This window comes from Bacillus carboniphilus, from assembly GCF_039522365.1.
Classification (GTDB): domain Bacteria; phylum Bacillota; class Bacilli; order Bacillales; family JC228; genus Bacillus_BF; species Bacillus_BF carboniphilus.
The window spans coordinates 255,807-279,962 of record NZ_BAAADJ010000023.1; the positions used below are offsets into that span (position 1 = coordinate 255,807).

Here is a 24,156-nt window from a genome sequence, read left to right on the forward strand (position 1 = left end):
TAATAAGGTCAACTCCTAAATGGAACGTAAGGTGATGTAATGGCAAACGATCAAGTTTTAACGCCCGATCAAGTTTTCGATAGGGCTAGAAAATATTTAAATGAGGAACACGTTTCCTTAGTAGAAAAAGCATATAAGTTTGCTGAGAATGCTCACAGAGAACAATATCGTAAATCTGGTGAACCTTATATTATCCACCCCATTCAAGTGGCTGGAATATTAGCAGACTTAGAGATGGACCCTTCCACGGTTGCTGCAGGGTTTCTTCATGATGTCGTAGAAGACACCGACGTAACCTTAGACGAGCTTCGTGAAGCGTTTAATGATGAAGTAGCTATGCTTGTTGATGGTGTGACGAAGTTAGGGAAGATTAAATATAAATCTCAAGAAGAACAACAAGCTGAAAATCATCGAAAAATGTTTGTTGCTATGGCTCAAGATATTCGTGTGATCTTGATAAAGCTTGCTGACAGACTTCATAATATGAGAACTCTTAAGCATTTACCTTTGGAAAAGCAAAGAAGGATTGCAAATGAAACGTTAGAGATTTTTGCACCTCTTGCGCATCGACTCGGTATTTCTAAAATTAAATGGGAATTAGAAGATACAGCTCTTCGGTATTTAAACCCGCAACAATATTATCGAATTGTTAATTTGATGAAAAGAAAGAGAGCGGAGCGGGAAGAGTACTTAGATGATGTCGTTCAAGATGTTAAGAATCGACTAAAAGATGTGAATATTAAGGCAGAAATAACAGGAAGACCTAAGCACATTTATTCTATATATCGTAAAATGGCCCTTCAAAATAAGCAGTTTAATGAAATTTATGATCTGTTAGCAGTCCGTGTTATTGTTCAGAATATTAAGGATTGCTACGCTGTATTAGGAATTATTCATACATGCTGGAAGCCAATGCCGGGTCGTTTCAAAGATTATATTGCAATGCCAAAGCCTAACATGTACCAATCCCTTCATACGACGGTCATCGGACCAAAGGGTGATCCATTAGAAGTACAAATCCGAACGTTTGAACAACACCGTATCGCGGAATTCGGGATTGCTGCCCACTGGGCTTATAAAGAAGGAAAGAAGGTATCTGAAGGCCTCAGCTTTGATAAAAAACTAACGTGGTTTAGAGAGATACTAGAGTTCCAAAATAATACAAATGATGCAGAAGAATTTATGGAGTCCTTAAAAATTGATCTATTCTCTGACATGGTCTTTGTTTTTACACCTAAAGGAGATGTGATTGAGTTACCTTCTGGCTCTGTTCCTATTGACTTTGCATACCGAATCCACTCGGAGATTGGAAATAAAACGATTGGTGCGAAGATAAATGGGAAAATGGTTCCACTTGATTACCGTCTGAAAACAGGGGATATCATTGAAATCATGACTTCTAAGCATTCCTATGGTCCGAGTAAGGATTGGTTAAAGCTTGCCCAAACTTCCCAAGCAAAAAATAAGATTCGTAACTTCTTCAAGAAACAAAGCCGTGATGAGAATGTAGAAAAAGGGAAAGAATGGGTTGAAAAAGAAATTCGGAATATGGAATTTGATTTAAAAGAAATTATGACTCCGGATAATCTTAAGAAGGTTGCTGAGAAGTTTAATTTTGCTAATGAGGAAGATATGTTTGCTGCGGTCGGTTATAACGGAATTACGGCTCTTCAGGTTGCCAATCGACTAACTGAAAAATGGAGAAAGAAACGTAATTTAGAACAAGAAAATACTTTTGTAGAATCTTTACCAGACATGAAGACTCAACCGATTAAGAAACGAGACTCTGGGGTAAGAGTAAAAGGAATTGATAACCTCTTAATCCGTTTATCAAGATGCTGTAACCCTATTCCTGGTGACGATATTATGGGGTATATCACAAAAGGCCGAGGAGTGTCTGTTCATAGATCGGATTGTCCGAATGTTCATACGGATGATGCCAAAAGTCGGATTATACCTGTTGAGTGGGAAGGAAATACACTTCAACGAAAAGAATACAACGTTGATATCGAAATCAATGGATTTGATCGTAGAGGTTTATTAAATGAAGTGTTGCAAGCTGTTAATGAGACGAAGACAAACATTACAGCTGTAACAGGACGATCTGATCGTAATAAAATGGCCACCATCAATATGTCTATTTCTATTCATAATAAGAGCCATTTACAAAAAGTGGTGGACCGTATCAAGCAGCTTCCAGACATTTATTCGGTTCGAAGAATGATGAGTTAAGGAGTTTTAGAATGAAAGTTGTACTACAACGTGTAAAGCGTGGCTCCGTCGTTGTCGAGAATAATACCGTCGGTGAGATTGGTAGGGGTTTTGTACTCTTAGTTGGAGTTACCCATGAAGATACGGAAGAGGACGCCAAATATCTAGCTGATAAAATTGTCAATCTGCGAGTCTTTGAGGATGATGAGGGTAAGATGAACTTGTCTCTAAAGGATGTGGGTGGAGAAATTCTATCCGTCTCACAGTTCACTCTCTACGGGGATTGTCGTAAAGGGAGAAGGCCCAACTTTATGAATGCTGCTAGGCCAGAATTTGCAGAGCAACTATATAATCAATTTAACAAGTTTTTAGGTGAGCAAGATGTCAAGGTGGAAACGGGTGTGTTTGGAGCCATGATGGATGTAGACCTCATCAATGATGGACCTGTCACCTTGATTATAGAAAGCAAATAGAACCAGACAATAAAAATGTCTGGTTCTTTTTTTACCTTTTTATACTTTTAAAATATTTTGCCAAACCGTAGTAAATAGCCGAGGTTACTTGTTCCTGATATTGAGAAGTTTGAACCGTTACCTCTTCCATTGGGTTACTTAAGTACCCAAGCTCTAAAAGAATGGCCGGCTGCTTATTTTCTCTTAATACGAAGTAGTTGCCGAAACGAGCGCCTCTGTCATTTAATTTCGTTTTCCCAATCATTTCTGATTGGACCATTTGTGCCAGAGCCTTATTGGTTGAATTATAGTAGTATGAAGTAATACCATTTACACTTGAATCTTGGAAGCTATCATAGTGCAAGCTGATAAATACATCTGCATAGTAATAATGAGCCAAGCTGACTCTAGAGCGTAAAGATAAGTATCGGTCATCACTTCTTGTTAAAACGACCTTCGCACCAGCAGAACGTAATTTTTCTGCCAATAGCTCACTAGTTCGAGCGGTTAGTTTCTTCTCGAGTGTACCTGAAGACCCCGTAGTACCTCGATCTTCGCCCCCATGGCCAGCATCAATTACAATTATTTTACCTGTTAAATATTGAGCTTCTCCAGTTTTTTCAACCGAACTCTCCGCATTGGATGAGGATACAATCCATCCAGCTACATAGGCTTGATTCTGAGGAGTTACTTCAATCTCATACCAATCGCCTACTTTACTAACAATTTTAAAGGTCTGTCCCTGATTAGCTCTTTGTACAACCGGATAGCTAGTAGCAGGACCTCCCCGAATGTTAGTTCCATTGTATAGGATCATAATTTCTTCTTGTTCTTCTGGAGTCGCAGGTTTTTCAGGACTAGGTGTATTTTTTACTTTTTCGAGAAACCATCCGGCCACCCAGCCTATTTTATTGTCCTGATAGCGGATTTTATTCCAATTATTTTGTTCTTCTATAATGGTTACTTTTTCGCCATTTGCTACATTATCCATAATGTTGCTTGAGAGTGAACCTTCTTCACGAACATTCAGAATCGAGGCTGTGACTACAGCCGGCTGCTCTACTGTTTGATCAGAAGTAGGGGGCTCTGTTTTTTCCTCTTCCGAAGAGGGTTGGTCTGGGTTAGTTACTTCTATATCTTCCTCTTCTTCAATCTGTTCACTATCATTATTTGAGTTTTCCTCTTTTTCTTTAATTAGAACATAATCGGCACTTACCCATGCTTTGGTTTCGTTAAATTCTATTTTCACCCAGTCAGATCCGACTTGTTGAACTCGAACCTCTTCTCCTTCATTTAACTTCCCAATTACAGAACTAGATAATGAAGGTTCATTTCTGACGTTGAGACGATTAACTGTAATGGTCCCAGTTAGATTGGAAGGAGTTTTGACTTCTTCTTGAGTGGGCATAAACTTTAGAAAATCTTTTGATACCCAACCATTTACATTATTAGAAGAAATGTTTACCCAGCCTTCTACTGAGTTCAAAACAGTTACATACTGGTCCTGATTAACAAATCCAATGACACCAAAATGTATACCAGGTCCCTTACGTATTCTCAGGCCATCGACAGTAACTACTGCCTGGTTACTTTGAGCTGTTTTAACCCTAGTCTCCTCAACCAACCAGTTGGCAACCCAGCCACTCCGATTTTTTGGAAGTGAAATTTTAATCCAGTCCTCTTTTCGTTCCATAACCTTATAGCTCTCGCCTTTTTGGACTGATCCAATAATCCCGTATGTTAAACCAGGTCCTTCTCTTACATTTAGATTTTCAACTTTAATTATCACCTGTTCATCATTTGAATAAGCAGGAATTGCCCGAAAGAGTACAGGCAATACTAATAGAAAAGTGAGGACAATCGTGATTCCCTTTTTAAACATGCTGAATCCCCTTTCTACATTAAATATCGACAACTTTATAGACAAAATAAATGTTATGTAAGTAAATTAAACAAACCTTTTACTTATTTTCGTGAGAGGGGAAATAAATCCCTTTTTTTCTTTTAGAAAAAATTAAAAGGAATTCAAATAATTGGTGTTACATTATCCAGCAAATGGGACAAACTAGATATAAATCAAGTAAAGGATGGAGGATTTTATGAGAATCGATCACAATAAGAATATAGCTCACCGACAAAAACAGGAAGCTTTTGGAGTGAACCTTCATGATCCTCTTTCGAAGGAATTGTCTATGGAGATGGCAACGGAATTTGGTGTTTCTGCTCATAATATTAGAAAGTTAAAAAGACATCTTAGATAAAATAATGAGAATACATCTTGACATTGAGGTCAAGGATTCTTATGATAATGTAATAATTAAATATTTTCGAACCAATGATAGAGAAAAGTAGTTAAGAGATACGTGTACAGAGAGAGAATGTCTATGGCTGGAAACATTTTCACATAGTGACTTAATGAAAGACACTCTTTAGGTTTCACATCGAACACCGAGGATCGGACTAGTAGATGGAGAACGTATACAGGCGTTAACGATTGAAGATGAAAACATGACTATGTTTTTAATTAGGGTGGTACCACGGGTTTGCTCTCGTCCCTTCTTGGGATGAGGGCTTTTTTGTGTTTAAAAAACAAACCCTTCCTAGTTTTAGCATAGCTCATTTCGAAGTATCTTCTACATACCATAAGGAGGGGAAAGTATGAGTAATATTCAAATCCCACGTGGAACACAAGACATATTGCCTGGAGAAAGTGAAAAATGGCAATGGGTTGAACAAATTGCGAGAGAATTATGTACGAATTATCAATACAAAGAAATCCGAACTCCTATTTTTGAGCACACTGAACTCTTTCAAAGAGGGGTTGGAGATTCAACTGATATCGTTCAAAAAGAAATGTACACTTTCAAAGATCGAGGAGATCGTAGCATTACATTAAGACCAGAGGGAACAGCATCTGTAGCACGTTCATTTGTAGAGAATAAGATGCACGGTCTACCAGACCAACCAGTAAAACTATATTACTTAGGGCCAATGTTCCGTTACGAACGCCCACAAGCAGGTCGATTTAGACAGTTTGTCCAGTTTGGGGTAGAGGCACTGGGTAGTAATGATCCAGCCATTGACGCAGAAGTCATTTCATTGGCCATGAATATTTACAAAAAAGTCGGATTGAAAAACATTAAGCTAGTTATCAATAGCCTAGGGGATCAGGATAGTAGGTTGGCTTACCGAGAAGCGCTGGTTAATCACTTTAAAGGCAGCATTCATGAATTTTGTTCTGATTGCCAAAATCGTTTGGAACAAAATCCTTTACGTATATTGGATTGTAAAAAGGATCGCGACCATGACTTGATGAAAACTGCTCCATCTATTTTAGAGTATCTCAATGATTCCTCTAAAGAGTATTTCCAAAAGGTTCAGACCTTTTTAAATGGCTTAGGGATTCCATTTGAAGTAGATCCTAATCTTGTTCGTGGCTTAGATTACTACAATCACACTGCTTTTGAAATCATGAGTAATGCTGAAGGTTTTGGTGCTATTACAACACTCTGTGGTGGTGGAAGATATAACGGACTAGTAGAGGACTTAGGCGGTCCGGAAACACCAGGAATTGGTTTCGCATTTAGTGTAGAAAGATTACTTTCTGCTATCGAGGCAGAACAACTCGACATCCATTTTGCAAAGCCTTTAGATTGCTATTTAGTGGGTCTTGGAGAATCCGCAAGAGAAAAGACTTTGCCACTTTTACAAGAGATGAGAATGAATGGCGTTGCAGCTGAAACAGATTACTTAGACCGCAAAATGAAAGCTCAAATGAAATCTGCAAACCGATTACATGCACGTTTCGTTGTTATTCTAGGTGATGACGAAATTGAAAAAGGTGTAGCGCTGGTTAAGAATATGGAATCAGGTGACCAGGTAGAAGTTAGTTTATCAGAATTGGTTGAACACATTAGAACAGCATAAGAGCTAAGGAGGAGACAACATGTTTGGTAGATCGTATTTCTGTGGCGAAGTGACAGAACAAATGATTGGTGAAGAAGTTGTTTTAAAAGGTTGGGTTCAGAAGCGAAGAGATTTAGGGGGACTAATCTTCATTGATCTTCGTGATAGAACGGGAATTGTTCAAGTTGTTTTTAATCCAGATGTATCAAAAGAAGCATTGGAAGTAGCAGAGAAAGTTAGAAGTGAGTACGTTCTTGATATCCGAGGTAAAGTAGTTGGTCGTGAAGAAGGAACCATCAATGAAAATCTCAAGACAGGTAAAATTGAAGTGTCTGCTACTGAAATAAACATTATTAACGAAGCAAAAACACCTCCTTTTGTCATTGCTGACCAGACCGATGTATCTGAGGAAGTGCGTTTAAAGCATCGTTACTTAGACCTTAGAAGACCAGCTATGTTTGAGACCTTTAAGTTAAGACACAATATTACAAAAACGATTCGTAACTATTTAGATGAAAATGGTTTCTTAGAAGTTGAAACTCCAATTCTAACAAAAAGTACGCCTGAAGGTGCAAGAGACTACTTAGTACCAAGCCGTGTGCATCCCGGTGAGTTTTATGCATTACCTCAATCACCTCAGCTTTTTAAGCAGTTACTAATGGTGGGTGGATTCGAACGCTATTATCAAATCGCTCGTTGTTTTAGAGATGAAGATTTAAGAGCGGACAGACAGCCTGAATTTACACAAGTCGATATTGAGACTAGCTTCTTAAGTAGTGAGGACATCATTTCAATGATGGAAGACATGATGAAACTCGTCATGAACGATGTAAAAGGTATCGAGTTAGATGGTGCTTTCCCTCGCATGACCTATCAAGAAGCGATGGATCGATATGGTTCTGATAAGCCAGACACTCGCTTTGGACTTGAATTAGTTAACGTCGCTGAGGTTGTTGTAGATTCTGATTTCAAAGTATTTGCATCAACTGTACAAAACGGTGGACAAGTGAAAGGTATCAATGTTAAAGGTGCAGCAGAGCAATACTCTCGTAAAGATATTGATGGATTAACGGAATATGTTTCTCGTTACGGTGCGAAAGGATTGGCTTGGTTAAAAGTAGAGGACGGAGAGCTTAAAGGACCAATCAGTAAGTTCTTTAATGAAGAGAAACAAGCTGAACTGATTAGTGCTTTCTCTGCTGAAAAAGGAGACCTTCTTCTTTTCGTTGCAGACAAACCATCCGTTGTTGCCGATTCATTAGGTGCCCTTCGCCTGAAGCTAGGAAAAGATTTAAGGCTGATGGATGAAAAAGCCTTTAACTTCCTTTGGGTCACTGACTGGCCACTTCTTGAGTATGACGAAGAAGAAGGACGTTACTATGCGGCCCACCATCCATTTACAATGCCTGTACGTGAAGACTTACCATTACTTGAATCAAACCCAAGTGAAGTAAGAGCTCAAGCGTATGACCTTGTATTAAATGGGTTTGAATTAGGTGGAGGTTCACTCCGTATTTTTGAAAGGGATATTCAAGAAAAAATGTTTGAAGTTCTTGGCTTCTCAAAAGAGGAAGCACATGAACAATTTGGTTTCTTATTAGAGGCATTTGAATATGGTACTCCTCCACATGGTGGAATCGCACTTGGCTTAGACCGTCTGGTTATGCTGCTTGCGGGTCGTTCAAATCTTCGTGAAACCATTGCATTCCCTAAAACAGCAAGTGCTAGTGATTTGTTGACAAATGCACCTGGGGAAGTAAGTGGAGCTCAATTAGTTGAATTACACCTTTCTTCTACAGCTAAGAAAGAAGGATAACGATTCCTATGCTAGTCCACAAGTAGCGAAAGAACCATTTTGGAAATAAAGATATTTCCAGCTTTGGTCACCTTGATTACAGCTTGTTGGCTATGCTAAAATACAAACAACAAAACCAATAAACGAGTCCTGATGTGTACGTTGTACTTTCTTGTTTTGACCGAACATTTCTGAATCGGGAGCCTACATAAGTTTCTACACTGCGTAAATGCCTCCATGGTGAGAGGACTTACTACGTGAAGAACAGGGCACCCACCTGCTTAGAGCGGGTTCAAAACGAAGGTTTCATGCAACGGCACGATCGGGACTCGTTTTTTATTTGGGACAGAGGGGACAGGTTTAGTGTCCCACTTGAGCTGGGTTCGGACATCGGACTACTGGGACCGGAAATTGCGGGGTACTGATTTCACTTACACTCTTATTTCTGAAAAACCAGGTCTGACTTCCGAAAAAAAGTCATGAGTTCTGAAATGAAGCCTCAAAGTTCTGAATAACACCTCAAAAGTTCCGAAAAACCTCTGCTAAGTTCCGAATAATAACCACTAAGTTCTGAATAACATCCCATAACTTCTGAAATAACTCCACCATACCGTTAAGCTAGCACAAAAAAAGATAACTTCCCCCATTTCCCAACAAAAACTTGCAATGAAACACGGCTATGATATAGTTTTACTGTTCAAGATATACATAATAAGTGTTAGTTTAATATGATGGAGTGATTTTTTATGTTACATCAATTTTCTCGAAATGAATTAGCCATTGGTAAAGAAGGATTAAAAAAATTAGAAGATTCAACAGTTGCGGTCCTGGGTGTCGGTGGTGTTGGATCCTTTTCAGTAGAAGCACTGGCTAGAACAAACATTGGTAGACTTGTGATCGTAGATAAGGACACGGTTGATATCACTAATGTGAACCGACAGCTTCCAGCCACCCTCTCCACAATTGGGCAAGCGAAAGTGGATATTATGAAAAAGAGAATTGAAGATATTAACCCTAATTGTGATGTTATTACGTTAAAGATGTTCTATACGGAAGAAACGTATGAGCAATTTTTTGAGTATGGGCTAGACTATGTCATCGATGCATCGGATACGATTGTTTATAAAATACATTTAATGAAGGAATGTCTCAAGCGTAATATTCCAATCATCTCAAGTATGGGCGCAGCCAACAAAACGGACCCAACTCGTTTTAAGGTAGCAGATATTTCTAAAACACATACGGATCCAATTGCAAAGGTTATTAGAACCCGTCTAAGAAAAGAAGGGATTCATAAAGGGATAGATGTGGTGTTCTCCGATGAATCACCTATTGTAATTAGAGAAGAAGTTAAAAAATACGTGGGGAAAGAAGATGCACCGATTCGTAAGGCTCAAATGCCACCTTCCTCTAATGCCTATGTACCATCTGTAGCAGGTTTAATTATGGCTGGACATACGATTAACCAGATATTAAAAGATATCCCGATCACGCGGGTAAAAGATGAAAGCCCCAAGTCCTAAGACTTGGAGCTTTTTTCGCTATTTCTTTTTACTACCCTCAATTTTCTCATAAACCTGACTTAATGCTTGTTCAAATTTCCCAGTTGTTTTTGGGTTAAAATATCGTTTGTTCTTCAGTAAGTCAGGGAGATATTGCTGTTTGACCCAACCATTTTCATAATTATGTGGGTATAAATAGTCAATGCCCCGCCCTAATTCTTTTGCCCCTTTGTAGTGGGCATCCTTCAAGTGAAGAGGAACCTCTCCAATTTTTCCATTACGAATATCGGATAATGCCTCATCAATTCCAACAATAGCAGAATTTGATTTCGGGGAAAGTGCCAGTTCGATGACAGCTGCTGCTAACGGTATTCTAGCCTCAGGGAACCCAATTTTCTCAGCTGTTTGTACAGCGGCTAGGGCACGTGGTCCAGCTTGAGGATTTGCAAGACCAATATCCTCATACGCAATCACAAGCATCCTTCGAGAAATACTCGGAAGGTCTTCAGCTTCAATTAGACGGGCTAAATAATGTAAAGCCGCGTTTACATCACTACCACGGATTGATTTTTGAAAGGCAGATAGGACATCGTAATGTTGATCTCCGTCTTTATCGTGGTGGAAACTTTTCTTTTGAATACATTCCTCAGCAATGCTAGTCGTTATATGAATTTTTCCATCCTCTGCAACCTCTGTTGAAAGAGCAGCTAACTCTAATGCATTTAAAGCACTTCTTGCATCACCATTTGAAGCAAATGATAAATGAACTAAGGCTTCATCTGATACTTCAATAGGCATCTTCCCTAAGCCTCTTTCTTCATCTACCAGGGCACGCTTTAATGCCTTTAAAATATCTTCATCTGTTAATGGTTTGCATTCGAAGATTTGACAACGGCTACGTATCGCAGGATTGATGGCATGATACGGATTAGAGGTTGTTGCCCCTATCAGTGTAATCATTCCATTTTCTAAGTATGGCAGTAAGAAATCTTGTTTCGCTTTATCTAATCGATGTACCTCATCGAGTAAAAGAATGACACGACCAGACATTTTGGCTTCTTCTGCAACGATTTGTAAATCTTTTTTCTGATGTGTAACAGCATTTAAAGTACGGAAGGCATAATTTGTGCTTCCAGCAATTGCACTGGCAATGGATGTTTTTCCGACTCCAGGAGGTCCATAAAGAATCATCGATGATAATCTTTTTGCTCTCACCATCCGATCAATCATTTTTCCATTCCCTACCAAATGTTGTTGACCAATGACCTCTTCAATTGTACGTGGTCGCATTCTATATGCTAGTGGTTGAACACTCATTTTCGTCACCTCAAGTATCTTCCCATTCAATGTATCACACTTTTTAAGAAAGTGGAACAAATGTACGCCTGCAAAACCCTATCTGTTTACTTGCATTTTTGGTAAAATGATTACATTGTTTATAACTCCTATGAGAAAGAAGAGACGTAAATTGAAAACTACATCAAGTTCTTGGGTCGGTCGATTCGTTATATTTATAGTCGGGCTACTAGTTATGGCATTTGGATTTGTGCTACTTATTATTTCTGATCTTGGTGCGACACCTTGGGATGTATTGCATGTCGGATTATTTTATCAGCTCGGTTTAACAATTGGAACGTGGTCGATTATAGTAGGATTTTTAATCTTAGGAGTAACGGCTGCTCTAACGAAAAGCTGGCCGCAAATGGGAGCTTTTTTAAACATGCTACTTGTCGGTGTGTTTATTGATTTGTATATGCTTTTACCATTTCTTCAAACACCTGATTCACTCGTTGGAAAAGTGTTCATGTGTATAATGGGAATTGGTATAGGTGGTATTGGAATGGGTATATATATTTCAGCACGTATTGGTGCTGGTCCCCGTGATAGTCTCATGCTAGCCATTCGAGATAAAACGGGTTGGAAAGTGCAGAACGTTCGTAGTGCACTAGAGGTTTTTGTATTAGTAGTGGGTTGGTTACTCGGCGGCCCCATTTTTATCGGAACATTTTTATTCGCATTTTTAATTGGACCAGTTCTAGGTTGGACGCTCCCACTTTGTGAGAAGATAACAGATTCAATGTTTGGTCCGATTTCTCCCAAAATTAAACCAATAAATACTCAAAGCATGAAAAGAGGTGCCAGTCTGTGAAAATTTCAACTAAAGGAAGATATGGATTAACTATTATGATTGAGTTGGCAAAAAAACATGGGGAAGGCCCAACTCCGCTAAAATCAATTGCACAATCACATGAATTATCCGAGCACTATTTAGAGCAATTGATTGCTCCGTTAAGAAATGGTGGTCTTGTCAAAAGTATAAGAGGGGCTTATGGTGGTTACATTTTAGCTAAAGAGCCAAATCAAATAACGTCAGGAGATATCATTCGAATCTTAGAAGGACCGATCAGTCCAGTCGAAGGAATTGAAGATGAAGAGCCTGCAAAACGGGAGTTATTTATTCGAATTAGGGATGCTGTTAAAGAAGTATTAGATTCAACGACATTAGAGGATCTAGCAAGCCATTCAGAAGATGGCGACACGGATTCATATATGTTTTATATTTAGTTATGAAATGAGGGTTTTGGTTTGAAAAACATTTACTTAGACCACGCTGCCACATCCCCTGTACATCCTGATGTGATTGAAAGGATTACAAGTGTGATGCAGGAGATATATGGCAATCCGTCTAGTATACATTCCTTCGGCAGAAGAGCCAGACAAATTGTCGATGATGCAAGAACAACAATAGCCAAAAGTATTGGCTGTAAATATAATGAACTTATTTTTACAAGCGGTGGAACAGAAGCCGATAATTTAGCGATTAAAGGAATCGCACAAAGTTATCATGGACAAGGGAAGCATATCATTACATCCTCCATTGAGCACCATGCAGTCCTTCATACTTGTCACTCTCTAGAAAAAGAAGGGTTTGAGGTTACCTATCTACCAGTGAATGAGGAGGGACTCATTTCACTGGAGGAGCTTAAAGACGCCCTAAGAGATGACACCATTTTAGTGTCGATTATGTTTGGAAATAATGAAGTTGGAACTATACAGCCCATACTGGAAATAGGAGATCTATTGGAAAATCATCAGGCGTATTTTCATACAGATGCTGTCCAAGCCTATGGGTTAATTCCAATTGATGTGAACACTTTAAAGGTAGATGCTTTAAGTGTTTCTGCACACAAGGTTAATGGGCCAAAAGGAACTGGTTTTTTATATGTGAAAGAAGGAATCAACTTGTCTCCAGCCCTACATGGTGGGGAACAAGAAAGAAAAAGACGAGCGGGAACGGAAAATGTCACAAATATTGCTGGGTTTGAAGAAGCTGTTAAAATTGCACAAAGTACAATGGAGCAAAAAGCAGCCTATTATCGAAAATTAAAATCTCTTCTTGTAAAAGAGCTTCAGGAGCGAGAGGTGAAATTTTATATAAATGGAAATCAAGAAAGTTCTCTCCCACATGTACTGAATCTATCTTTTCCAGGTCTTGATGTAGAGGCATTTTTAGTAAATCTCGATTTAGGTGGGGTTTCAGTTTCAAGTGGATCTGCCTGTACAGCTGGTTCTATAGAGCCTTCACATGTTTTATCGGCAATGTTTGGGTCTGACTCAGAAAGATTAAGAAACTCAATTCGATTCAGCTTTGGACTTTTTAATACTGAGGAAGACATTGTAGATGCAGCAGAAGTTGTGGCAGCCGTTGCAAAACGTTTGACTTCTTACTAATACCTATGCAAGAATGGTAAAAGTTTTTGAAGAACTAATATTCAGTTTGAAATAGATAGATCTAATAAGATAGAAAAGGTGGTGAACTGAAATGGAAAAAAGTCGTGAAAATACAAGAGTAGTGGTAGGGATGTCAGGTGGAGTTGATTCATCTGTAACGGCTTTACTACTGAAAGAGCAAGGCTATGACGTGGTCGGGATCTTCATGAAAAACTGGGATGATACAGATGAAAATGGAGTATGTACGGCCACCGAGGATTACAACGATGTAATACGAGTATGTAACCAAATAGGTATACCTTATTACGCAGTAAACTTTGAAAAGCAATACTGGAATAAAGTCTTTACGTATTTCTTGGACGAGTATAAGGCGGGAAGAACGCCAAATCCGGATGTCATGTGTAATAAGGAAATAAAGTTTAAGGCTTTTCTAGAGCATGCTCTTCAACTGGGAGCTGACTATGTGGCAACCGGTCACTATGCAAGAGTAGCTAGAGAGAATGGGGAAGTTAAGCTATTACGTGGTGTGGATAATAACAAAGACCAAACGTATTTCCTAAATCAACTTTCTCAAGAGCAGCTTCAAAAAGTCATGTTCCCGATCGGAGAACTGGAGAAAAAAGAAGTCCGAGAAAAAGCAAAGGAAGCGGACCTTGCTACCGCTACTAAAAAAGATAGTACAGGTATTTGTTTTATCGGTGAGCGTGATTTCAAGGAATTCTTAAGTCAGTATCTACCAGCGCAACCTGGTGATATGAGAACATTATCTGGTGAAAAAGTTGGGAAGCATGATGGCTTGATGTACTACACCATTGGACAACGCCATGGTTTAGGAATTGGTGGAGCGGGTGAACCTTGGTTTGTAGTGGGTAAAAATGTTGAAACGAATACTCTCTATGTTGGGCAAAGCTTCGAAAATGATTCCTTATATTCCGATTCCATCATTGCGACAGACGTTAATTGGATTCCAGTTGGTGACATGCCAGAAACGTTTGAATGTACGGCGAAATTCCGATATCGTCAGCCAGACCACCCAGTGACGGTACAAAAATTAGATGACGGCTCAGTAAAGGTCATATTCCATGGTCCAGTGCGTGCCGTTACCCCAGGGCAATCTGTTGTATTCTATCGTGATGAAGAATGTCTAGGTGGCGGAACGATTGATCAAATTTTTAAAGATAATAAAATACTTGATTACGTTGGTTAAACCTCAACTTTTGGTTGGGGTTTTCCTTTTGTTAACGCTGTTTTCACATTGTTTGTTGCTTTTAAACAATAGTTGACCCTTGAACTATGGCCGTTGATTTCCGTTGCAGGTGCTTGCTTTCCGCGGGCGGTCCGGGAGCCTCCTCGTCGCTTGCGCTCCTGCGGGGTCTCCTTTGTCCCTTCCTCCCACTTTCCACTGCTTCCATTATATTTTCTTCAAGGCAGTGGAAATGAGTCAAGCACCTTCCACTCCAATCAACTACTGCTTGAACAAATGGTGCAAGAAACAACAATCACAACGAAAATAGGCTTCTTAAAAAAACTTCTTAAAGTTAGTATCTTTTACTTAAACCATCAAGAGTTTAAAATTGTTATTGGCTTGCCTTGTCGGCTGATTAAGCTCTAATGCTTTTCCTCATATGGTATACTATTTCTAACTAGGAGCGTGATTCTATGTCACTTCGTGAGCAAGGACTTACATATTTACAAGAAGGAAAGTTGGAGGCAGCCGCTTCGTCCTTTTTACAGGCTATTGAGGATGAACCGGATAATGCGATTAATTATGTAAATCTAGGAGATGTTCTAATTCAAGTGGGGGAGGATGAAAAAGCCCTACCACTTTTCAAAAAAGCAGTTGAAATCGACGAGGATATGGCTACTGCTTACTATAGTATTGGAACGTTGTATTATAAAAACGAAAAATATAAAGAAGCCATGGAATCCTTTGAAAAGGCATTAAAGAAAGGCTTACAAACCGCTGATAACTATTTTATGTTGGGTATGAGTATGATTCACCTGGACCAACCAAAGCTTGCCCTTCCTTATCTGCAAAGGGCCACGGAACTTAATCCAATGGATGTTGACGCGCATTTGCAGTATGGTCTATGTTTAGGTGGTTTAGGCTTGTTTGAAGCTGCTAAAACTCAGATGGGAAAAGTTTTAGATTTAAAACCAAATGAACCGGATGCCTATTACAACCTCGGCGTTGTTTATTATATGCATGAAAATAACTTCACAAAAGCAAAAGAGTGTTTTGAAAAAGCGATTGAAATAAAACCAGACCATGCGCTTTCTGCGTACGGGATAAAGTTAATTGAAAAGCAAGGTATGTAAATTAAAAGGGTGAAAGAAGGCGAAATCCAATGCGACAGGAATCCTTTAATCTATTTTCGGAAACTGAAAAATATATAAAAGGGCGTCCCATTGTGACCATCTTCCATAATGAACAAAACCTCTATACGGTTTTAAGAATCAGAGTAGATGACACTGACGAAATATATGATGAAAAGGAAGCTGTTGTTACAGGGTATTTTCCTCGTATTCATGAAGAAGACACCTATAAATTTTTTGGAACGATGAAAGAACACCCAAAATTTGGCCTTCAGTTTCATGCGAACCGTTATGAAAAGGAAATCCCTAAAACAAAAGAGGGAATCATTCAATATCTTTCAAGTGATTTATTTTCTGGTATCGGGAAAAAAACAGCGGAAGTAATTGTTAATACCTTAGGAGAAAGTGCTATATCAAGGATTCTAGAAAACCCTTCTGTCTTAGAAGAAGTTCCTAAATTATCAAAGGATAAAGCAAAGCTTATTCATGAAACGCTTCAAGAACATCAAGGGTTAGAAGAAGTCATGATCACACTCTCTCAGCTTGGGTTTGGTCCGCAAATTTCTATGAAAATTTATCAAACATACCGGGAACAAACGTTGCAGATTATTAACGATAACCCCTATAAACTGGTAGAAGATGTAGAAGGGGTCGGTTTCGCAAAAGCAGATGAGCTAGGGGAACAAATGGGTATTAGTGGCGAGCACCCAGATAGAATGAAAGCTGCCATCCTCTACACGCTCGAAAAGAAATGTTTACAAGAAGGACATGTATTTTTGTTAAAAGAACCTTTTCTATTTGAAGTGAGAACACTACTTGAAAAAAATCATTCCCCTTCAATAGATATTAACGTTATTACGAATATGTTGTTGCAACTAGATGAAGAAGGCCGGATAAAATTCCAAGAAAATCGAGTCTATATGAACTCTCTCTATTACGCAGAAAGAGGGATTGTTACAAATATCGAAAGACTATTAAGCCAAGACCAATATGAAGACCAGTTTTCAGAATCTGAGTTTTTATTAGCCCTTGGAAGCCTAGAAGAACGTTTAGCCATGCAATACGCCCCTACACAAAAAACGGCCATACAAAAAGCCTTGTCATCACCAATGTTGTTACTAACCGGTGGACCGGGAACAGGGAAAACAACGGTCATAAAAGGAATAGTAGATTTATACGCGGAGCTCCATGGGCTGTCTTTGAATCCGAAAGATTATAAGGATGAGCCTTTTCCAGTTTTGCTTTGTGCCCCAACAGGACGTGCTGCTAAAAGGATGAACGAGGCCACTGAGTTACCAGCTGTTACGATTCATAGATTATTAGGGTGGAACGGTAGTGAGGCTTTCCAATATGACGAAGACCAACAAATTGAAGGACGTTTACTCATTATCGATGAAATGTCTATGGTTGACACTTGGTTAGCTCATCAGCTATTTAAAGCCTTACCAGACGATATTCAGGTCATCATGGTAGGCGATGAGGACCAACTCCCATCAGTTGGTCCAGGACAAGTACTGAAGGATTTACTAGAATCTAAAAAAATCCCAACTGTTCAACTTACGGATATTTATAGACAGGAAGACGGGTCTTCCATAGTTGACTTAGCACATATGATCAAAGATGGTGAAGTCCCATCCGATTTAATTAAGCCGAAGAAGGACCGCTCATTTATTTCTTGTAGAGCCCTACAAATGGGAGAAGTTGTACAGAAAATTGTAAAAAACGCGATGGGAAAAGGGTATTCAAAGAAAGATATTCAAGTACTAGCACCTATGTATAAGGGTCCTGCAGGTATTGATAATTTAAACACGTTGTTACAGGATGTTATGAATCCAAATGATGGGACAAGAAAAGAAGTTACCTTTGGAGAAAGAAAATATAGAATTGGTGATAAGGTTTTACAACTAGTGAACAGGCCTGAGGATCAAGTCTTCAACGGTGATATGGGAGAGATTATTTCCATTTTGAAAGCGGATGAAGTTCAATCCGAAGATAAGCAGGATCAGCTCATTGTGTCTTTCGATGGGATAGAGGTCTATTATCCAAAAGCCCAGTGGAACGAACTAACCCTTGCTTATTGCTGTTCAATCCATAAATCACAAGGAAGTGAGTTTCCTATTGTAGTATTACCGGTAGTCAGGAGCTACTACCGAATGTTAAGACGAAACTTATTGTATACGGCGGTAACTCGAAGTAAACAATTTTTAATTCTTTGTGGAGAGACGGAAGCTTTTGAAATTGGAGTGATGCGTCAAGATGACCATCAGCGCCAAACTTCACTAGTGGAACGACTCACTTCGAATAATGAGGCAAAGGAACAAGGAACGATTACAGAGGCTGAGCTGTTAAAAATCGATCCAATGATTGGGATGGAGCTCATTACCCCATATGATTTCTTATCATAATAAGTTCTCACTTTAACGAGTGGGAGCTTTTTTAATTTTCCATGGAACTAATCTTAAATATAGAAGTCTAATGTTATAGGGATTAAAAAGTTTGGGAATAATAGAAAAGCGAAACATAGAGACTATTTAATCAATTAACGAACATGAAAAATAAGGGGTGCAAGAAACGTTGTTGAAATGCCCAAACTGTAAGAGCAAAGATATCGGAAAAATAGGAGTAAACCAATACTACTGTTGGGGTTGTTTTATAGAACTATCGATAACAAAGGGAGTTATTAACACCCATCAAGTCGAAGAAGATGGTTCACTATCATCCTTAGACGATTTATTTGACGAGCAAGACAGACAATTTAGTATGTAAGATTTTTAAAAAGTAAACGTTCGTAAACATAGACGGACGTTTTTTACTTGTAAATTTCTATTTCAGAACTCATGCATATTCTCTGCCCTTACATTGAAAAATAAGGGGGAGGGGAGTGATGAGATCCTTGGATATAAAGATTAAATGGCTATACTGGTTAGGGATTATACTACTATCCTTTATCTTGCTATACATATTTGTTTTATTAAAAGGTATATGGTTGCCAGTTTTAAAAATCCTTTTTACAGTTTTAACTCCCTTCATCATTGGAGCATTTATATCATACCTCTTACATCCAACAGTAGAAAAATTACATGAAAGTGGATTACATAGGGGACTTTCAATATTTATTATCTATTTCTTATTTTTTTCACTAATAGGCTGGGGACTATATAAAGGAGTACCAGCTTTTATCAGTCAATTGCGAGATTTTGCAGAAAATGCTCCTGAGTACACGGCGATTTACAAGGATTGGATCAATGATTTAGAAAGGGAAACATCGACTTGGCCAATTGAAGTAAAGAGTCGAATAAGTGAGGGAATTCAATATGGCGAAAGACTCCTTGACCGAATTTTAGACAAATCGTTAAATATACTGTTGAAAGTTGGAAATTTTTTATTCGTTATCATTTTAATTCCATTTATCTCTTTCTATATGTTGAAAGATATTGAAAAAATTAAAGAGATGGCGTGGAAGCTGACCCCGCATAAATGGAGAAGAGAAGGTAAACAATTTCTATACGATGTAGATGAATCTCTAGGACAATATATTAGAGGACAATTTATTGTTTGCCTCTCAATGGGAGTTATTGCTTTCCTTTTATTTTGGTTTGTAGGAATTAAATATTCTTTACTCCTTGGTATCATTGTAGGAGTAACAAATATTATTCCTTACTTTGGTCCTGTAATTGGAGCCATTCCTTCTGTTATTATTGCAGCAACGATGTCAATGAAGCTAGTAATTATTAGTATAATCATTATTGCTGTATTGCAGTTTATTGAAGGGAATATATTATCTCCATATATTGTGGGAAAAAGCTTGCATATGCATCCTTTAATGATTATTGGCGCACTTCTCTTAGGTAGTGAAATAGGAGGGATTATAGGGCTGTTGGTGGCTGTTCCCCTTTTGGCTATATTAAAAGTAACCTTATTTCATATAAAGTTACGGTTTATAGACAAAGTCCGAATTTGAAAAATCGTTCCGACTTAGTTTGACAAACCTTATTGCAGTCCTCTATAATTTTCCGTATAAAATGACTAATAGGAAACACGAAGAAGGAATCAAGTACGTTACAGACCATTTGAGTGCAGTATGACATGCATGGAAGAGAGGAATCTCCGTAGGCTGGAAGGGATTCTAAATGAAGGGTAACCGAAGCTATTCTGGAGTGCAGCTAATACCTGCCGTTAGCCACGTTAAGGCTTTGGAGTGATGGGGATTATTATAATCCACATAACCAGGGTGGTACCGCGAGTTAGCTCTCGTCCCTGTTTTTAGGGATGAGGGCTTTTTTGTGTCTAAAAAATCAGTAGGAGGAAAAACAATGAATTACATAGGTGGTAATGATATTCGTAAAATGTTTTTAGATTTCTTTGTATCAAAGGGTCACAGAGTGGAACCGAGTGCATCCCTAGTACCCCATGAAGACCCATCTCTATTGTGGATTAACAGTGGGGTAGCAACTTTAAAAAAATACTTTGATGGAAGAATTGTTCCCGAAAACCCTCGAATTACAAATGCACAAAAATCAATACGTACAAACGATATTGAAAATGTAGGGAAAACAGCAAGACACCATACATTCTTTGAGATGTTAGGGAATTTCTCTATTGGTGAATACTTCAAAGAAGAAGCAATTGAATGGGCGTGGGAGTTCCTAACCAGCCCAGAATGGATTGGTTTTGATCCAGAGAAGCTATCAGTTACCATCCACCCAGAAGATCAAGAGGCCTTTGATTTATGGCATGAAAAAATAGGAGTACCTAAAGAACGTATCATCCGTTTAGAAGGTAATTTCTGGGATATTGGAGAAGGGCCAAGTGGACCAAATACAGAAATTTTCTATGATCGAGGACCTGAATATGGTGACGACCCTAACGATCCAGAGCTCTACCCTGGTGGAGAAAACGATCGTTATTTAGAAGTATGGAACCTTGTGTTCTCAGAATTTAATCATAATCCAGATGGAACTTACACCCCACTACCGAAGAAGAACATCGATACAGGTATGGGATTGGAACGTATGGCATCAGTCATTCAAGAAACCCCAACTAACTTTGAAACCGATTTGTTTATGCCCATTATTAAAGAGACAGAGTCCATTTCAGGAAATGAATATGGTAAAAATACAGAGCAAACAGTAGCGTTTAAGGTCATTGCAGATCACATTAGAACCGTTGCTTTTGCTGTTGGAGATGGTGCATTACCTTCCAATGAAGGTAGAGGCTATGTATTAAGACGTCTGCTAAGAAGAGCTGTTCGTTATGGAAAAGTGCTTGGTATTGACGAACCTTTCCTTTACAAGCTAGTACCTGTTGTTGGCTCTATCATGGTTGACTTTTATCCAGAAGTAAATCAAAAACAAGATTTCATCCAGCAAGTAATCCGAACAGAAGAAGAAAGATTCCACGAAACCTTAAATGAAGGCATTAACATGATCAGTAATATCATCGAGCAACAAAAAGGGAAAGGGGATCACGTAATCCCTGGAACGGACGTCTTTAAGCTTTATGATACGTATGGATTCCCAGTGGAATTAACAGCAGAATATGCTGAAGAAGCGGGCATGAAAATGGACGTTGAAGGCTTTGATGCAGAAATGGAAAAACAACGTGCACGTGCAAGAGCTGCAAGACAAGAAGTGGGTTCCATGCAGGTTCAAGGTGGTGTATTATCTGACATAAAAATTGAAAGCCAATTTGTAGGGTACGAAACACTAATGACATCCGGTAAAGTCGAAGCGATTGTTGTGGGTGGAGAACTTGTTAATGAAATTTCAGAGGGAAGTGAAGCCTTTGTTATTCTAAATCAGACTCCTTTTTATGCAGAAAGTGGAGGCCAGATTGGTGATAAAGGATTCTTTGAGTCAACAGCTGTCAAGGCTGAAGTACTAGATGTCCAGAAAGCACCAAATGGCCAAAACCTTCATCGAGTAAGAGTGGTGTCTGGCACATTAACAGAGGGTACTACTGTTGAAGCTAAAGTTAACCAAGAAGCACGAAAAGAAATTGTGAAAAACCATACAGCTACTCACCTGCTTCATCAAGCTTTGAAAGATGTATTGGGTAGTCATGTTAACCAAGCAGGCTCTCTTGTAGAACCTACAAGATTACGTTTTGACTTCTCACATTTTGGTCAAATCACACAAGAAGAGCTTGAAACGATTGAAACGATTGTGAACGAAAAAATTTGGGCAAGTATTGATGTTGATATCTTCCATAAGTCCATTGATGAAGCGAAAGCAATGGGAGCAATGGCGTTATTCGGAGAAAAATATGGTGATGTTGTTCGTGTTGTTCAAGTAGGCGAATACAGCTTAGAACTTTGTGGAGGTTGCCACGTTCCAAATACGTCAGCTATAGGTCTATTCAAGATTGTTTCTGAAGGTGGTATTGGAGCTGGTACACGGAGAATAGAAGCAGTCACAGGAAAAGCTGCCTATCAGCGTCTAAATGACCAAATTCAAGTTCTAAAATCAGCAAGCCAATTATTAAAGGTTCAGCCAAAAGATGTAGCTACAAAAATCAGCACTCTACAAACAGAAATGAGAGAACTAGAAAAAGAAAATGAATCCTTAAAAGCAAAAATCGGAAATATTGAGGCAGGAAACCTTCTAGACTCCGTTCAGGATGTAAATGGTGTGAAGCTTGTTGCCAAAAATATTCCGGGCTCAGATATGAATCAGCTTAGATCAATGGTAGATGATTTAAAAGAAAAACTAGGATCAGGTATTATCTTGTTAGGAACGGCACAAGATGATAAGGTTCAGTTAATTGCAGGTGTAACAAAAGATTTAGTAGAAAAAGGTTATCACGCTGGTAAGTTAATTAAAGAAGCTGCTACGATTTGTGGTGGTGGCGGTGGTGGCCGTCCAGATATGGCTCAAGCTGGTGGGAAAAACCCAGAAAAACTAAATGATGCAATCACTTTTGCACAAGAATGGGTAAAATCCGTTTGATTCCATGGTGAAGTAGTGTAAAATGAAGGTAACTTCTGGATAGGTAAAACCTCCCTCTTCTATTTATTATTGGGAGGTTTTACGACCGGTTTCTAACTTCAAGGGTATGCGAAAGAGGTACCAACAACGGATACCTTTGTGTTAGTTTGAGATCTAGTTCCTGAAGAAAGACGAGGTGCTTTTATTGAGCTCTTTTGATAAGACGATGCAATTTAATTTTCCGGAAGAACCTATGGAACATGACGTAAAAGAAGTTTTACTTCAAGTGTATGGTGCCCTACAGGAAAAAGGCTATAATCCTATTAACCAAATTGTTGGATATTTATTATCTGGAGATCCAGCGTATATTCCGAGACATAAGGATGCCCGGAACATTATCCGCAAATTGGAAAGAGATGAAATTATTGAGGAATTAGTCAAATCATATTTACGGAATGAGCGCGAGGGTTAAGATGCGGATATTGGGATTAGACGTGGGTTCTAAAACGGTGGGTGTCGCCGTCAGTGATGAATTGGGATGGACAGCTCAGGGAGTTGAAACGATTCCTATAAATGAGGCTGCAGGTGAATTTGGCTTCGATCGATTGGACAAGCTTTTGAAAGAATATACCGTTGAAAAAGTAGTCATTGGTCTTCCGAAAAACATGAACGGAACCATTGGACCAAGGGGAGAAGCTTCGAAGCTTTATGCCAAAAAAATTGAAAAAAAGTTCGGTATTCCGGTCATACTATGGGATGAACGTTTAACAACGATGGCAGCTGAAAGAGTGTTGCTTGAGGCTGATGTTAGTCGAAAGAAGAGAAAAAAAGTTATCGATAAAATGGCTGCACACTTTATTCTACAGAGTTTTTTAGACAGCCAAAAATAGGAGGAAACAAAATGGATCACGGTGAAGATAAGCACATTACAGTGTACGATGAAGAGGGTAACGAGCAGCTATGTGAAGTTTTATTCACATTTGACTCAGAAGAATTCAATAAATCTTATGTACTCTACTATCCAGTAGGCCAGGATGAGGATGAGGAAGAAGAAGAAATTGAAATCATGGCAAGTAGCTTTAGTCCTGGAGAAGATGGTGGAGAGCTTCAACCGATTGAATCGGACGAAGAATGGGATATGATTGAAGAAATGCTTGAAACTTTCCTAGCTGAAGAAGAAGAATAAAAGTAAGTCAGAGGCACTCTAATCATGAGTGCCTTACTTTTTTGCCATGGACTTTTTAGTGACTCTATCTTTCTCTTAATTGAGGGATGACTTGACAGAAGATGAATGACTTGTAAAATACTAATGAAGC

At 38.8% G+C, this 24,156-nt stretch carries 20 protein-coding genes, 1 other RNA gene and 1 other annotated feature; of the genes, 19 read left to right on the top strand and 2 right to left on the bottom strand.

The window, feature by feature from the left end; genetic code table 11:
* Nucleotides 1-39 precede the first annotated feature (39 nt).
* Both ABDZ91_RS13420 and dtd read left to right on the top strand, forming a co-directional pair.
* The gene (locus ABDZ91_RS13420) at nucleotides 40-2,232 is read left to right on the top strand and encodes a RelA/SpoT family protein (protein ID WP_343799776.1); all 2,193 of its coding nucleotides are present in this window, start codon (nucleotides 40-42) and stop codon (nucleotides 2,230-2,232) included.
* Nucleotides 2,233-2,243: 11 nt separating this feature from the next.
* A complete protein-coding gene (gene dtd / locus ABDZ91_RS13425; protein ID WP_343799777.1) occupies nucleotides 2,244-2,684 on the top strand; it encodes a D-aminoacyl-tRNA deacylase in 441 nt (146 codons plus the stop codon).
* Nucleotides 2,685-2,715: 31 nt separating this feature from the next.
* On the opposite strand, the gene ABDZ91_RS13430 is transcribed toward dtd, so the two are convergent.
* Nucleotides 2,716-4,545, bottom strand: a complete 1,830-nt coding sequence (locus tag ABDZ91_RS13430) for an N-acetylmuramoyl-L-alanine amidase family protein (RefSeq protein ID WP_343799779.1) — start codon at nucleotides 4,543-4,545, stop codon at nucleotides 2,716-2,718.
* A 217-nt stretch (nucleotides 4,546-4,762) separates the two neighbouring features.
* Between ABDZ91_RS13430 and ABDZ91_RS13435 the strand changes: the two genes are divergently transcribed.
* The 5 genes from ABDZ91_RS13435 (at nucleotide 4,763) to ABDZ91_RS13455 (ending at nucleotide 9,887) form a co-directional block, all read left to right on the top strand.
* Nucleotides 4,763-4,924 (top strand): hypothetical protein, encoded by a 162-nt coding sequence (locus tag ABDZ91_RS13435; RefSeq protein ID WP_343799781.1) that lies wholly within the window; start codon nucleotides 4,763-4,765, stop codon nucleotides 4,922-4,924.
* Between the two features lie 65 nt (nucleotides 4,925-4,989).
* Nucleotides 4,990-5,223, top strand: a binding site (T-box leader).
* Between the two features lie 98 nt (nucleotides 5,224-5,321).
* Nucleotides 5,322-6,590: a histidine--tRNA ligase gene (hisS, locus tag ABDZ91_RS13440; RefSeq protein ID WP_343799783.1), complete on the top strand. Its 1,269-nt coding sequence runs from the start codon at nucleotides 5,322-5,324 to the stop codon at nucleotides 6,588-6,590.
* 19 nt (nucleotides 6,591-6,609) lie between these two features.
* Nucleotides 6,610-8,385, top strand: a complete 1,776-nt coding sequence (gene aspS / locus ABDZ91_RS13445) for an aspartate--tRNA ligase (RefSeq protein ID WP_343799785.1) — start codon at nucleotides 6,610-6,612, stop codon at nucleotides 8,383-8,385.
* A 123-nt stretch (nucleotides 8,386-8,508) separates the two neighbouring features.
* Nucleotides 8,509-8,697, top strand: a non-coding RNA gene (gene ssrS, locus ABDZ91_RS13450) — 6S RNA.
* A gap of 413 nt (nucleotides 8,698-9,110) precedes the next feature.
* Nucleotides 9,111-9,887: a tRNA threonylcarbamoyladenosine dehydratase gene (locus ABDZ91_RS13455; protein ID WP_343799787.1), complete on the top strand. Its 777-nt coding sequence runs from the start codon at nucleotides 9,111-9,113 to the stop codon at nucleotides 9,885-9,887.
* An 18-nt stretch (nucleotides 9,888-9,905) separates the two neighbouring features.
* Here the strand turns inward: ABDZ91_RS13455 and ABDZ91_RS13460 are convergent, their stop codons facing one another.
* Complete coding sequence (locus tag ABDZ91_RS13460) at nucleotides 9,906-11,183, bottom strand: replication-associated recombination protein A (protein ID WP_343799789.1); 1,278 nt, start codon at nucleotides 11,181-11,183, stop codon at nucleotides 9,906-9,908.
* Nucleotides 11,184-11,313: 130 nt separating this feature from the next.
* Between ABDZ91_RS13460 and ABDZ91_RS13465 the strand changes: the two genes are divergently transcribed.
* From ABDZ91_RS13465 to ABDZ91_RS13520, 12 genes are all read left to right on the top strand, one after another.
* Nucleotides 11,314-12,015: a YczE/YyaS/YitT family protein gene (locus ABDZ91_RS13465; RefSeq protein WP_343799791.1), complete on the top strand. Its 702-nt coding sequence runs from the start codon at nucleotides 11,314-11,316 to the stop codon at nucleotides 12,013-12,015.
* The gene (gene cymR / locus ABDZ91_RS13470) at nucleotides 12,012-12,431 is read left to right on the top strand and encodes a cysteine metabolism transcriptional regulator CymR (RefSeq protein WP_343799793.1); all 420 of its coding nucleotides are present in this window, start codon (nucleotides 12,012-12,014) and stop codon (nucleotides 12,429-12,431) included. The genes ABDZ91_RS13465 and cymR overlap by 4 nt, the downstream gene beginning before the upstream one ends.
* 21 nt (nucleotides 12,432-12,452) lie before the next feature.
* The gene (locus ABDZ91_RS13475; protein ID WP_343799794.1) at nucleotides 12,453-13,598 is read left to right on the top strand and encodes a cysteine desulfurase family protein; all 1,146 of its coding nucleotides are present in this window, start codon (nucleotides 12,453-12,455) and stop codon (nucleotides 13,596-13,598) included.
* 91 nt (nucleotides 13,599-13,689) lie between these two features.
* Entirely contained in the window at nucleotides 13,690-14,805 is a 1,116-nt protein-coding gene (gene mnmA / locus ABDZ91_RS13480; RefSeq protein WP_343799795.1) for a tRNA 2-thiouridine(34) synthase MnmA, read from the top strand.
* A gap of 452 nt (nucleotides 14,806-15,257) precedes the next feature.
* Entirely contained in the window at nucleotides 15,258-15,917 is a 660-nt protein-coding gene (locus ABDZ91_RS13485) for a tetratricopeptide repeat protein (RefSeq protein ID WP_343799796.1), read from the top strand.
* A gap of 29 nt (nucleotides 15,918-15,946) precedes the next feature.
* The gene (gene recD2 / locus ABDZ91_RS13490) at nucleotides 15,947-18,319 is read left to right on the top strand and encodes an SF1B family DNA helicase RecD2 (protein WP_343799797.1); all 2,373 of its coding nucleotides are present in this window, start codon (nucleotides 15,947-15,949) and stop codon (nucleotides 18,317-18,319) included.
* Nucleotides 18,320-18,488: 169 nt separating this feature from the next.
* On the top strand, nucleotides 18,489-18,680 hold the full coding sequence (locus tag ABDZ91_RS13495) for a hypothetical protein (protein WP_343799798.1): 192 nt from the start codon (nucleotides 18,489-18,491) through the stop codon (nucleotides 18,678-18,680).
* 118 nt (nucleotides 18,681-18,798) lie between these two features.
* Nucleotides 18,799-19,875, top strand: a complete 1,077-nt coding sequence (locus ABDZ91_RS13500) for an AI-2E family transporter (protein WP_343799815.1) — start codon at nucleotides 18,799-18,801, stop codon at nucleotides 19,873-19,875.
* 352 nt (nucleotides 19,876-20,227) lie between these two features.
* Nucleotides 20,228-22,861 (top strand): alanine--tRNA ligase, encoded by a 2,634-nt coding sequence (alaS, locus tag ABDZ91_RS13505; RefSeq protein ID WP_343799799.1) that lies wholly within the window; start codon nucleotides 20,228-20,230, stop codon nucleotides 22,859-22,861.
* Nucleotides 22,862-23,045: 184 nt separating this feature from the next.
* Entirely contained in the window at nucleotides 23,046-23,312 is a 267-nt protein-coding gene (locus ABDZ91_RS13510) for an IreB family regulatory phosphoprotein (protein ID WP_343799800.1), read from the top strand.
* A gap of 1 nt (nucleotide 23,313) precedes the next feature.
* Nucleotides 23,314-23,730: a Holliday junction resolvase RuvX gene (gene ruvX, locus ABDZ91_RS13515; RefSeq protein WP_343799801.1), complete on the top strand. Its 417-nt coding sequence runs from the start codon at nucleotides 23,314-23,316 to the stop codon at nucleotides 23,728-23,730.
* A gap of 11 nt (nucleotides 23,731-23,741) precedes the next feature.
* Complete coding sequence (locus ABDZ91_RS13520) at nucleotides 23,742-24,026, top strand: DUF1292 domain-containing protein (RefSeq protein WP_343799802.1); 285 nt, start codon at nucleotides 23,742-23,744, stop codon at nucleotides 24,024-24,026.
* Nucleotides 24,027-24,156: the final 130 nt, after the last annotated feature.

Bases quoted from the DNA above. Each gene is read 5' to 3' on its own strand.
- ABDZ91_RS13420 (WP_343799776.1), top strand. From the start codon at position 40: ATGGCAAACGATCAAGTTTTAACGCCCGATCAAGTTTTCGATAGGGCT.
- dtd (WP_343799777.1), top strand. From the start codon at position 2,244: ATGAAAGTTGTACTACAACGTGTAAAGCGTGGCTCCGTCGTTGTCGAG.
- ABDZ91_RS13430 (WP_343799779.1), bottom strand. From the start codon at position 4,545: ATGTTTAAAAAGGGAATCACGATTGTCCTCACTTTTCTATTAGTATTG.
- ABDZ91_RS13435 (WP_343799781.1), top strand. From the start codon at position 4,763: ATGAGAATCGATCACAATAAGAATATAGCTCACCGACAAAAACAGGAA.
- hisS (WP_343799783.1), top strand. From the start codon at position 5,322: ATGAGTAATATTCAAATCCCACGTGGAACACAAGACATATTGCCTGGA.
- aspS (WP_343799785.1), top strand. From the start codon at position 6,610: ATGTTTGGTAGATCGTATTTCTGTGGCGAAGTGACAGAACAAATGATT.
- ABDZ91_RS13455 (WP_343799787.1), top strand. From the start codon at position 9,111: ATGTTACATCAATTTTCTCGAAATGAATTAGCCATTGGTAAAGAAGGA.
- ABDZ91_RS13460 (WP_343799789.1), bottom strand. From the start codon at position 11,183: ATGAGTGTTCAACCACTAGCATATAGAATGCGACCACGTACAATTGAA.
- ABDZ91_RS13465 (WP_343799791.1), top strand. From the start codon at position 11,314: ATGAGAAAGAAGAGACGTAAATTGAAAACTACATCAAGTTCTTGGGTC.
- mnmA (WP_343799795.1), top strand. From the start codon at position 13,690: ATGGAAAAAAGTCGTGAAAATACAAGAGTAGTGGTAGGGATGTCAGGT.
- ABDZ91_RS13485 (WP_343799796.1), top strand. From the start codon at position 15,258: ATGTCACTTCGTGAGCAAGGACTTACATATTTACAAGAAGGAAAGTTG.
- recD2 (WP_343799797.1), top strand. From the start codon at position 15,947: ATGCGACAGGAATCCTTTAATCTATTTTCGGAAACTGAAAAATATATA.
- ABDZ91_RS13500 (WP_343799815.1), top strand. From the start codon at position 18,799: ATGAGATCCTTGGATATAAAGATTAAATGGCTATACTGGTTAGGGATT.
- alaS (WP_343799799.1), top strand. From the start codon at position 20,228: ATGAATTACATAGGTGGTAATGATATTCGTAAAATGTTTTTAGATTTC.
- ruvX (WP_343799801.1), top strand. From the start codon at position 23,314: ATGCGGATATTGGGATTAGACGTGGGTTCTAAAACGGTGGGTGTCGCC.
- ABDZ91_RS13520 (WP_343799802.1), top strand. From the start codon at position 23,742: ATGGATCACGGTGAAGATAAGCACATTACAGTGTACGATGAAGAGGGT.